Source organism: Morganella psychrotolerans (assembly GCF_001676055.1).
Taxonomy (GTDB): domain Bacteria; phylum Pseudomonadota; class Gammaproteobacteria; order Enterobacterales; family Enterobacteriaceae; genus Morganella; species Morganella psychrotolerans_B.
This window is the reverse complement of sequence record NZ_LZEX01000007.1, coordinates 44,031-53,125: the sequence shown is the minus strand read 5'-3', so window position 1 is coordinate 53,125 and position 9,095 is coordinate 44,031. Positions and strand designations below refer to the sequence as shown.

Sequence of the window (9,095 nt, the reverse complement as noted above, 5' to 3'; positions counted from 1 at the left end):
TCAATTTCCCGATGGATTAAACAACGTACTCAGGCTCCCGCCGATACTGCTCAATATGCTTTCATTCACCGGCTTTGGTGTAACGGTCCCCTTGTCCTCCGTACCACCTGTTGCTTCCGGTATTTTCTGATTCTCCAGCGGGGCTACCTGTTTGCTTTTCGTCTCAACAATGATCACCTGACGGAGCGTCAGAACCGCCATCAGTACATTTTCACTGGTGCCGTCTGTCGTCACCTCAATTGCCCGGATCAGCATATTTTTGTAATCACGCTTGCCGGTAATGACATCAAACGGCTGTCTGGTGGCTTTCAGGTCAAGCAGTTGCTGATAAATCTCACGGGGGCTGCTGCCGAGTTTCAGCCCCGTTGAGATATCAAACATGGTGGACGTATCGAATCCGTCGAGCAGGGACCCGCCGCCGGAAAAGCCGATTTCCATCGTTACTTCTGCCGGACGGTCAAACGTGTGGTCACTGACGGTGAAACCCTCACCGCCGGGAACCTGTACCGGGTGCTCGGTAATTTCTGAGCTGTCCGAGTGCTTTTCCGAGATAACCACGCTGGGGACGATCATCTCTATTTTTCGTGATCCCTGAGAAAACAGGGTTGATAAAATATCCATCAGTCCACCTTCGATTCAAGATTACGCACCAGTATCTGGTTATTACGCCCGACCGTGTCACCGGTAAGCCGTGCCACTTCCTGCGGGTCTGAAACACCGGTAATACTGATATTGGTGACCGGACTGAATGCTACTCCGCTGGTGTTTCGCCAGTCGTTTTTCACTAACTGTTGTGGCAGGAATGAGGTCTTTTTCTTCATGTCATTAAAGCCCGCAACAGCCGTTTCCATTATCCCGCCGCCGGTATTGATGCCACCGCCGCGTTGAGTTGCGGTCGGATCCGGTGCACCAGTAATAGCGGCCGTCACCAGTTCTTTCGGGTACGGGAACTGACCTGAGTTTTCCACCACAGACATAGCGCGAATAAGCGCATACATGACTTCGGTATCATTGAGATCGAGTTTGTCATTGATACCGATCCCCATTTCATCAGAAACACGCTTTGCGTATGCAACCGGGTCATTTTTACCGTGTCCTTTCGGCGCCCATAACTGAACAATATCCCGGATAGTCTGCAGTTTTTTACGCCCGGCGGCATCCGAGGTGCCGTTAAAATACATCATCAGCTGACGGGCATTACCGCGCAGTCCTTCATACGCCGTGTTATACACTGCAAATGCGCCTTTTGATTCTTTCCGGGCGCCACGCTGTTTTGCAAAATTCATATTCAGCGGGTTGTTATTTCGTACTCCGCGATCAGCACCTTCCATACCGGAGTAATCTGCGCCGCCATTTGAGCCGAAGCCTAATTTTTGCAGCGCGGCATCAACCGTGCCGTTGCGCATAAACGTACCAATCTGACTGGCGAACGGGATCGGAAGAACACCCCCTGCCTGCTCAAGCACAATACCGGCTTTCGTGGTCAGGCTGTCGGTTGCCTGGTATTCCTTAACGGCTTTTTTCAGCTCTGTGATATGCCCCACCAGTTCACCGGTCATTTCCCCCATTTTACCGAAGTCCATCTGGTCCAGTAGTTTCTGATGGTAGTACAGTAAACCGACCATTCCTGCGATAATCAGCCCCGGCCATCCGGCAAGTAACGCCAGCGACGCCCCCACACGAGTGACACTTGCGAGGATACTGAACAGCCATTTTCCGCCCAGGAACAAAGCAAATCCCCAGAAGATAGTTTCCCATCCGCCGACTGATTTTATGATGTCCTGAAGGTATCCCCAGACATCGCTGAATGTCTTTTTGACTGACTCAATGGTGCCTTCCCACTGTGACCAGTCGATAGCGGATTTCCCGCCCTCTTTCCACGTTTCGTAATCATCCCAGAGCAGGAATAACGCGGCCAGCGCGGCAATCATCAGCCCCACAGGAGAGGTCAGAAAGCCTTTATTCAGCGCCCACCAGGCAACCAAAATCAGACCAAATGTTTTTATCAGCCCTTTACTGCTGCCCTCCAGTCTGTCCCACCAGCCGACAAGGTCACGAATACCCTTTACCGCCCGGTAAACCATGTGCCCGAGTATGTCCGACAGTCTTAATATGGCATTGCAGACGGCGAGGATGATTTTTTCGATCATCGGAAAGTTATCAAGAAGCAGTTTGGTAAACCGCGCAATGCTGGGAGTCAGCACCCGTGCCAGTTCACCGCCGATTTTGTCTTTACCGATCCCCATTGCCGCCGTCAGTTTTGAAAACTGCGTGGTAAACGCATTCCCCTGCTTTGCTGCCGTGTCCGGGTCAAACCCGATGGCTTTCATCATCATGGCGTATTCGGATGAATAACCATGAATGCCACGGCGCATCGCCATCAGCGTATTTTCATCAATCCCGAGCATATTCGCGAACTGATTCGCCCGGTACATCGGCATTTTTGCCAGCCGGTCGCCCAGCAGAGCAACCAATGACGCGGTATCACGCAGATTGCCGTTAGCGTCCCGCGTCTGGATCCCCATGTTTTTCAGGAATCCTTCACCACCCGGATTATTGCGCAGAAAAGAAGCCAGCCGTTCGACTGACTGACTGAACCCGTTAACATCCCCGCCAGCCTGTTTGACGGCATACCCCATCGACCGGAGATTATTTGCGGTTGCACCGGTACGCTGAGACTGCCAGTACAGTTTATCCAGACCATTCGCTATCTGTGCCGTAAATCCGACAATAGCAGCAGCGGCACCTTCAACCGCCGCACCGGCTTTTAACGCCTTTGATGTGACCGCACCGAGTACGGCTGAAAACTTTTTAGATCCGGATTCATCAACATCAAAGCCGAGCGAGACCAGAAAGTCTCTGAGTGTTTCAGCGTTGCTCATTTTTGTACCTTTCTATCGTGGCTTCGTTTTCGGCTTCAACATCGAGATAGTCATTCATCAGGGCGATATCGGCGAGTGCCAGCGTACCGTCAAGCAGTGATTCATACCGGCACATCCCCTTACCAACAGGCCGCATCAGGTAATAGCGGCCTCCGGGTAATGTCTCCAGTTCAATGCTGCTTGTCAGACCGGCTTGTCTGTCGCGGGTAGTTCGGGAAAAAAACTGCCGAGGGAGTCCTTAATCACGTAACCGACAATCTGGAACAGGTCGATACCGTTGATATCGTCATACATCAGCGTGCCGCCGGAATAAATTTGTGACCATGTATCACCAGATTTACGGCTGACCACGTTCAGACAGATACTGTTGATCTCTTCACGTTCTTTTTTACCCAGGGCACGAACTGCAGATGTGAGTACCGGAAGAATATCCGGCAGTATTTCAGCGAGCTTTTCTTTTCCCAGGTCAGCCCATTCACCTTTCAGTAAAGGCGCCACTGCCCCGAATGCCGGCACCAGTGCAAACGCCAGATCCTGTTGTGAAAAAGCATTCAGTTTCCCGGTGCGGTAGGTATTACCTTTAATTGTAAATTCCATCAGAACGTCCCCAGCAGAGTGTCAGTTTTACCGCAGTCAAAGACCCACGATACGGTGTTCCCTGTTTTGGCGTTCTGCCAGTCAGGGATGCGCTTAAATGCCACTGAGCGGCATACGGTAACGTCATTGCTGACCTTGTTACGGATAGTGATAACATTGTTTCCCCACGTTGCTGAGGATGCAGACTGCAGGTTGTACATCATGCTCAGTTTGGCGTTGGTCGGGCTGGTTTTCAGTAACACCACGGTGACTGTACCGCCCTTTCCGGCATGAAGGGAGTGCATAACCTCGCCATCCGCGCCGATAGTCATGGTGTTTTTATCTTCCACCATTGATGTGGTGATCCCCTCTTCGGAGACTCCTGCACCATAGCCAAGCTCAAACAGGCCGCCCACCCCGACGATAGAGGCGGATACATCCATAAAAGAATATGTAGACATGGTTCACCTTACCGGTTCACGTTAATGATAATGTCGCTGTAGTGGATTGCTCCGGCGAGTTTAATGGCACACTGGATAACCGGAGCCTTACGGGCTTCACGGTCTGATTGTGCCTGTGTGGACACCGGCGGTGCATAGACATAACTGCCTTTTGTCAGCATATCGCCGGTGCTCAGCGCCCCGAACGGGTCACCGCCCCAGATACCCGGTCCCACCAACCCGTTTGTTATCGCCTGGTCGAGAGATTGTTCTACGTTGGTGAGCAGTGATGTCACACCTTCATCGGTTTGCGGGATTTTGGTTGTCCGGGTATACAGCAGGTTAAACAGGTTGTTCTGCACGTAGTTCTGCAACCAGTCCAGACCGTGGCGTTCATCAATGAAGTCACCGTTAGCCATCACTCCTTCCTGAATGATCGCTGTGTCGTTGTTGTACTTCACAAACACGTTGCCGCTTTTGGTGTTAACCGCCGCTGCCTGCGAGATTTTCAGGGTTTCCGCCGTAACGGTCGGCTCTTGTTTGAATTTCAGGGTGATCGTGGTGTTGTTGCCGTTAAAGTTAACGGTAAACATACGACCGAACAGTGAAGCTGCTGCATACGGTTTGCCTGAGGTGTACTGCCAGAATGTGCGGGAATAGTTACCGGCTTTCAGCTTTGAACCGATATCGGTATCAACATCTGCATCCAGTACCGTGGTTTTCATCACGGTGTGCCCATAAATACGGGACAGGGATTCTGATTCGATAAAATCAGCCACCGCCAGTACATCTTCATCTTTCAGGCTGTCGTCAGCGATAACCAGACCGTACCAGCCACCGGAGATATCAGCCATGACTGCCACGGCTTCCGGTGCGGTTTCTGCTGCCTGTGGTGCGACAATCAGACCACCGGCATTTTCATCCAGTTTCATCAGCCCGCCGAGGTATGACCCTTCCGCTGCCGTTGCCGGATAACCGATTTCCCCGGCTTTCGTCAGTGTGATAGTGAAGCGTTCACCGGTCCACACCACCCGCGCATCAGTCAGCTTTTCAGCCACACGTTCAGCCACGCCGTTCAGATTGGTTTCTGCCGTCAGATCCACGCCGGTCACTTTGACCACCTTACCGGCAATACTGATATCGAAAGAGCCGTCGGCAATCGTACTGAAGTTACCGGTCGCCTGCTCTGATTTAGTCAGAATGGCACCGCGCAATGTGGCTGTCGTGGCTGTTTTGTTCCACTTCCCGACAAAGCAATCCACCGGGCGCGGTGATTGTGAGTAATAGAGCTGAGCCGCTTTGTATTCCGGTGAGTTCATGCCGAAGTCAGCCAGAATCTCATCGGCGGTTTTGTACTGCCGGATGCGTTCGTGTGCATCAATCACGTCACCCGCACCGAGGATCAGCAGGGACCCGAAGTTGCGGGACTGTGCAGCACGCGCAGCCATATTCACCGTCACATTGACGATGTTGGAAACAGGTAATCCCTGCATAGATTATTCTCCGAAAAATGTTACAGAGGCGTCGGTGAGTGTTTTGATGCCGTATTCGCGGACGACTTTACGGCGCAGTGTCACGGTGATGTCGTAACGTCTTACCCACTGGTTATTGATGAATTCCGGTGCCGGACGTATCCGGCTGTGTTCAGTGAATGTCAGGCAGGTGCGGGACAGTTCATCATTATTCTGACTGACCATCATTCCGTCTCGGAACTGTGCAGCGAAGTGCTGACCCCTGCGCCCGTAAAAGCAGCACAGAATTTCAATCCGCTCATGGGTCCACTGTTCATTGTGCAGCTCACCCGCCTGTACTGCCGCCGGGCTGTGCTCGTCCTGAAAATCCATAATTCCGAACCCGCACCAGTCAGTACCGGCTTCCGGTATTTTTGGTTGCACTTCCGTGAACCGGGGTAATACCATTTTTGGCGGCAACCCGGATACTGCCCGTATCCACCGGCTGATCTGACGCTCTAATTCCTCGTCATAATCTGCGGGCTTTCCGGCAGGTGTCAGGTATCCGGGATGATTGCTGTCATTACTCAACGGGCTGTCCTCCGTTAAAATCCACCAGCTCACAGTGAGCCTGAATGAATCCGGCGCCGTAGGCCGTGTACGGGTCAACAAACGTTACACGGTACCGTCGCCCCTGATACGTCACCACATCCGCATCATAGTCTTCATTACCCTGGGTCAGGCGGAAACACGTCACAATGAGGATAGCCCCGCCGATGGCTTGCCCTGCCTCCATTCGTCTGGCTTCCAGTGAGCGATCAACCGTGACAACACCGGAAAAGCGGATATCCTCACCCGAATGACTACCGGGTGAATTTGAACTGAATCCGTCATCATCCCTGTCCTGTTTGTTCCGGCGGCACACCAGAGAGGTATCCGCAAAATCGGGATCTGACAGAATGTCACTGACATCGAGTAACGGCATTATTCCCCCTTATTTCTCACCACATAGGTGATCGAACGCAACAGGCTCCCTGTGTCATATAACGGCTTAATGTCCTGCCCGTTGATCAACCGCTTTGCTTTGGTCTTATCTGACAATGGCGCCAGACGGTCGCCATCACCGATCACCTTTTTAGCTCCGTTGGCGGCAACCATTCCTGCCCGTTCCATTTCACGCTGCGCCGCCTCAAATTGACCGGATAATGCAAAGTCAGCAGCGGCTTTCAGATGGTCAGTGGTAACATCCTGCGTGTCTTCTATCCCCATATCGAGAAACGGACGCGGCGGTAGTGTTACTTCTGCGCCACCGATACTGACCGTGCCGCCGGTCGAATGGAGATACCCGAGTTCAGCGTTATTCAGAAATTCACCATCATCACGCTGTGCCTTGTCTGACGGGATACCCACCAGCACATCCAGCCCGGACAGGCGCTTTAGTGCTTTACTGAGCGCCCCCAGATTATCTTGTGTGATCCGGACGCCGCTCATAACAACTGTCTCCCGCCGGCACCGAACATCGACCACCAGTAATAAAACTCCCGCCCGTATCCGGTGTTATTCCAGAATCCGGCATCAGGATTGACCACGCCGGATGTGTCATAGCTGACAGAGACTTTATCCACTGACTTTGACGACACCACGCCACCGCCTGATGTATTCACACTGCCGCTGGCCGCTGCGCCTGCTGCGACCTTTCCGCGCAGCTCTGCGTAATGCGCTGTGAATAATTCAGAGAGGTAAATGAATTGATCGCCGTGTTTGTCCTGGTCTAATACGGTGTCAGCAAGACTGAGGTAAAAGGTGATAGTGGTGTCAGGGTAAACAGCGGTGTTGGCAAACTCAGGGAAATCCGAGCGGAACTTATCAACCGTTGGCAGAAGACTGTTTTTTGCCATCACCTGCCCCTTGTTTTTTATCCGGATTCTGTTTGGCCAGCGCCGCTTTCAGTTCAGCCAGCTCGGCATTCAGATCGTTAATTGTGCTGTCTTTCTCCGTCAGCGCGGCTTTCAGTTCAGTCAGCTCGGTTTCCAGCACCCCGACTTTTACTGTCATATCGCGGCTGTCTTTTTCTTTCTGAATGTCCGACTCATCAAGCGGCTTTGCATAGGCAGAAAACGCCCAGTGCCCGGTGATGTGGACGGGAAACTCCGTGCTGTCGTGAATGCCTGCCGTTAATTCAAACCGGGTGCCGTCAGTAAAACTGAGCGTTGCACCATTTGAAACGAGATATTTCATGTGGTTACTCCGTGAAAGGCGGGTTTCCCCGCCACATTAGGCGGCAGGGATATCCAGATAGGAAATGGTGTTGGAGTACGGCGTTTCCACCTGACCCAGCTTGCCGTAGTACACAGTCAGCTGCTGCATGCCGCGATATTCCAGCGGGGTATTCAGTAACGGCACCATCGGGAAGCGGACGTATTTTTCATCCTGCGTGTAGGCAACAATACGGTGTGCGCCACCTGCCCCGCGTTTTGACGCGAATTTCATGGAGACAATTTCCAGCGGCTCACCATTTTCCTGGAATGCAATGGTGTTGATTTTCACGTACTCCAGTACGGAAATGTTACCGGCGGAAGACACCTTTTTGCTTGCCAGCAGACCGAACAATTCAGGCGCCAGACCGATTTTACCCGGGCATACCGCATAACCGGAACGTACCCATCCGTCAGTCAGTACCAGGTTAATGTCCTGTACAATCACATCCGGATCCGTTGTTGCGGTCCATGCTGCTGCCGCTGCCACAGGAATAACGCCCGGGAGATTGAGCAGACCCGGCACACCGAGTTCCGTATCACCGATATAGACCTGCTCATCGGTATCCATGTTCCACTTGAGCTTCATCCCTTCGTATTTCTGGGTATCGACCGGACGCCCGACCTGCTGAGCTGATGCCAGTTCCAGTACCGTCCAGCCCACTTCCTGCGCCCACGGTGTTAAGTTATTACGGGTCGGGTCGATACTCATGTCGATCCCCGGGATAGCCGTCCCCTTTTTACCCATCCAGTTTTTACCGTTAGGGTTCGCGCCACCGACACTGGAAAAATCCGTGTTCGTGAAGGATGACACTTCATCAGCGATAGAAATATCACTGCGCATCGGCATGTCACGCGTCCACTTGATGGACGTCAGAGGCAGGTTCATGGTCTGATCCATGCGCTCCAGTTCGCCGATTAAAAAGATACCGGCGGAATCAATTGTTGCTCTGTCAACTGTAAACATTCCGTTTTCCTCAGATGTTGTAAGCGATTTCAATACGGCCGTCAGCTTCACCCGGTCCGGTAATTTCGGCTCCCGGTAACTGAGGGGTGTTTTCTGGTGTGGCATCTGCGGTCATCACAAATGAGCCGACAGGGCTTTTCTCTGTGCCACCAGCCACACGGATGTAAACCGGTGCGCCTTTCTTCGCGGTGGTTGCATTGCCCGCCGTCACAGTGACGCAGATATAGCCACGTTTCAGGTTATCTGCCACCTGATTAGCTTCAACGCCAAGGTGTGCCAAATCATTCAGAGACGTGATCGGATACGGGCGGATCAGAATGCCTTTTACCTTATCGATGGTGTCGCCATCTTCCAGCGGGACAAACTTATCCGCTGCGTACTTGCCCGCCAGACCGTAACCGTTGAATGGTTTTTTATTATCAAGCGTAACCGGCTCAACGGTTGCGTCGCGGGGACGGGTAATGCTCCCGTTAATGCCAATCGGCATACGGGTTAAATATGCTGTTCCTGCCATGTGATAGTTA

The 9,095-nt window shown here is 52.5% G+C and carries 13 protein-coding genes; all 13 read right to left on the bottom strand.

The window, feature by feature from the left end; translation table 11 throughout:
• From AYY17_RS07100 to AYY17_RS07045, 13 genes are read right to left on the bottom strand one after another with little or no spacing between them, the layout of a single operon-like run.
• Nucleotides 1-621: a phage baseplate protein gene (locus AYY17_RS07100; protein ID WP_067422520.1), complete on the bottom strand. Its 621-nt coding sequence runs from the start codon at nucleotides 619-621 to the stop codon at nucleotides 1-3.
• Nucleotides 621-2,882 (bottom strand): hypothetical protein, encoded by a 2,262-nt coding sequence (locus AYY17_RS07095; RefSeq protein WP_067422518.1) that lies wholly within the window; start codon nucleotides 2,880-2,882, stop codon nucleotides 621-623. The genes AYY17_RS07100 and AYY17_RS07095 overlap by 1 nt, the downstream gene beginning before the upstream one ends.
• The gene (locus AYY17_RS21835) at nucleotides 2,869-3,018 is read right to left on the bottom strand and encodes a DUF6889 family protein (protein ID WP_202906388.1); all 150 of its coding nucleotides are present in this window, start codon (nucleotides 3,016-3,018) and stop codon (nucleotides 2,869-2,871) included. Before AYY17_RS21835 ends, AYY17_RS07095 begins: the two co-directional genes overlap by 14 nt.
• A gap of 47 nt (nucleotides 3,019-3,065) precedes the next feature.
• On the bottom strand, nucleotides 3,066-3,479 hold the full coding sequence (locus AYY17_RS07090) for a phage tail assembly chaperone (RefSeq protein WP_067422516.1): 414 nt from the start codon (nucleotides 3,477-3,479) through the stop codon (nucleotides 3,066-3,068).
• Nucleotides 3,479-3,919, bottom strand: a complete 441-nt coding sequence (locus AYY17_RS07085) for a DUF3277 family protein (RefSeq protein ID WP_067422514.1) — start codon at nucleotides 3,917-3,919, stop codon at nucleotides 3,479-3,481. Before AYY17_RS07085 ends, AYY17_RS07090 begins: the two co-directional genes overlap by 1 nt.
• An 8-nt stretch (nucleotides 3,920-3,927) precedes the next feature.
• Nucleotides 3,928-5,391 (bottom strand): DUF3383 domain-containing protein, encoded by a 1,464-nt coding sequence (locus AYY17_RS07080; RefSeq protein ID WP_067422512.1) that lies wholly within the window; start codon nucleotides 5,389-5,391, stop codon nucleotides 3,928-3,930.
• Between the two features lie 3 nt (nucleotides 5,392-5,394).
• Nucleotides 5,395-5,940, bottom strand: coding sequence for a phage neck terminator protein (locus tag AYY17_RS07075; RefSeq protein ID WP_067422511.1), 546 nt, complete (start codon nucleotides 5,938-5,940; stop codon nucleotides 5,395-5,397).
• On the bottom strand, nucleotides 5,933-6,334 hold the full coding sequence (locus tag AYY17_RS07070) for a head-tail adaptor (RefSeq protein WP_067422509.1): 402 nt from the start codon (nucleotides 6,332-6,334) through the stop codon (nucleotides 5,933-5,935). Before AYY17_RS07070 ends, AYY17_RS07075 begins: the two co-directional genes overlap by 8 nt.
• On the bottom strand, nucleotides 6,334-6,840 hold the full coding sequence (locus AYY17_RS07065) for a phage virion morphogenesis protein (protein ID WP_067422507.1): 507 nt from the start codon (nucleotides 6,838-6,840) through the stop codon (nucleotides 6,334-6,336). The genes AYY17_RS07070 and AYY17_RS07065 overlap by 1 nt, the downstream gene beginning before the upstream one ends.
• A complete protein-coding gene (locus AYY17_RS07060; RefSeq protein WP_067422506.1) occupies nucleotides 6,837-7,247 on the bottom strand; it encodes a DUF4054 domain-containing protein in 411 nt (136 codons plus the stop codon). The genes AYY17_RS07065 and AYY17_RS07060 overlap by 4 nt, the downstream gene beginning before the upstream one ends.
• On the bottom strand, nucleotides 7,216-7,587 hold the full coding sequence (locus tag AYY17_RS07055; protein ID WP_067422504.1) for an STY1053 family phage-associated protein: 372 nt from the start codon (nucleotides 7,585-7,587) through the stop codon (nucleotides 7,216-7,218). The genes AYY17_RS07060 and AYY17_RS07055 overlap by 32 nt, the downstream gene beginning before the upstream one ends.
• A 36-nt stretch (nucleotides 7,588-7,623) precedes the next feature.
• Complete coding sequence (locus AYY17_RS07050) at nucleotides 7,624-8,571, bottom strand: DUF2184 domain-containing protein (protein WP_067422502.1); 948 nt, start codon at nucleotides 8,569-8,571, stop codon at nucleotides 7,624-7,626.
• 10 nt (nucleotides 8,572-8,581) lie between these two features.
• On the bottom strand, nucleotides 8,582-9,085 hold the full coding sequence (locus tag AYY17_RS07045; protein ID WP_067422501.1) for a structural cement protein Gp24: 504 nt from the start codon (nucleotides 9,083-9,085) through the stop codon (nucleotides 8,582-8,584).
• Between the last annotated feature and the right edge of the window lie 10 nt (nucleotides 9,086-9,095).

Coding starts and splice junctions, on each gene's coding strand:
- AYY17_RS07050 (WP_067422502.1), bottom strand. CDS start 8,571: ATGTTTACAGTTGACAGAGCAACAATTGATTCCGCCGGTATCTTTTTA.
- AYY17_RS07070 (WP_067422509.1), bottom strand. CDS start 6,334: ATGCCGTTACTCGATGTCAGTGACATTCTGTCAGATCCCGATTTTGCG.
- AYY17_RS07055 (WP_067422504.1), bottom strand. CDS start 7,587: ATGAAATATCTCGTTTCAAATGGTGCAACGCTCAGTTTTACTGACGGC.
- AYY17_RS07090 (WP_067422516.1), bottom strand. CDS start 3,479: ATGGAATTTACAATTAAAGGTAATACCTACCGCACCGGGAAACTGAAT.
- AYY17_RS07085 (WP_067422514.1), bottom strand. CDS start 3,919: ATGTCTACATATTCTTTTATGGATGTATCCGCCTCTATCGTCGGGGTG.
- AYY17_RS07045 (WP_067422501.1), bottom strand. CDS start 9,085: ATGGCAGGAACAGCATATTTAACCCGTATGCCGATTGGCATTAACGGG.
- AYY17_RS07060 (WP_067422506.1), bottom strand. CDS start 7,247: ATGGCAAAAAACAGTCTTCTGCCAACGGTTGATAAGTTCCGCTCGGAT.
- AYY17_RS07080 (WP_067422512.1), bottom strand. CDS start 5,391: ATGCAGGGATTACCTGTTTCCAACATCGTCAATGTGACGGTGAATATG.
- AYY17_RS21835 (WP_202906388.1), bottom strand. CDS start 3,018: ATGCGGCCTGTTGGTAAGGGGATGTGCCGGTATGAATCACTGCTTGAC.
- AYY17_RS07100 (WP_067422520.1), bottom strand. CDS start 621: ATGGATATTTTATCAACCCTGTTTTCTCAGGGATCACGAAAAATAGAG.
- AYY17_RS07065 (WP_067422507.1), bottom strand. CDS start 6,840: ATGAGCGGCGTCCGGATCACACAAGATAATCTGGGGGCGCTCAGTAAA.
- AYY17_RS07095 (WP_067422518.1), bottom strand. CDS start 2,882: ATGAGCAACGCTGAAACACTCAGAGACTTTCTGGTCTCGCTCGGCTTT.